This is a genomic window from Bartonella sp. TT67HLJMS (assembly GCF_042193375.1).
Classification (GTDB): domain Bacteria; phylum Pseudomonadota; class Alphaproteobacteria; order Rhizobiales; family Rhizobiaceae; genus Bartonella; species Bartonella grahamii.
On the sequence record NZ_JBHILP010000050.1, the window covers coordinates 1 to 572 of the forward strand.

Annotated in this window: 1 pseudogene; it reads right to left on the minus strand. The window is 38.5% G+C overall.

The annotated features are described in order from the left end of the window. Positions 1-329: 329 nt before the first annotated feature. Positions 330-572, minus strand: a pseudogene (locus ACFIJQ_RS08915) (ABC transporter); the annotation flags it as partial.

The following is a 572-nucleotide window of genomic DNA, read 5'->3' on the forward strand; positions in this document are numbered from 1 at the left end:
GAGAAAGTCCTATGGTATTCATGATCTCTCATGAAAAACAATGAATTACTCTTATAAATCAACGTGACAGTGCTGTTATGAAGAGAACTCCTTGCACATCTTAATAGTTCATAGAGATTAACTGGGTGTCATTTTATATTCTGTACACAGATGAAGTATTTTTATAAAAATGCTCCGTCTCACGCAGAAAAAAACAGCCCGTTAAGACTTTAAAAAGGAAAACCTCTCAATGCTTGCCCCTCTTTTTCCATGAGAGATTCAAATTGATAGCCTGTCTGAAAAGAGTGCTGTTTATGTCCTTAAAGATACTGCTCTTGTATCAAGATCACTTACTCCGGTGAAAATTGGAGTTTTGCGAGGTAAGCATAGACGCCATTTTTTGCCACAAGTTCTGCATGGGTTCCTTCTTCCACAAGAGCGCCTTTATCCATCACGAGAATGCGATCAGCTTTTAAAATTGTTGCCAAACGATGTGCAATTACCAAGGTTGTACGATTTTGCATCAATCCTTCTAAGGCGTCTTGCACCAACTTTTCACTGTTTGCATCTAAAGCAGATGTTGCTTCATCAAG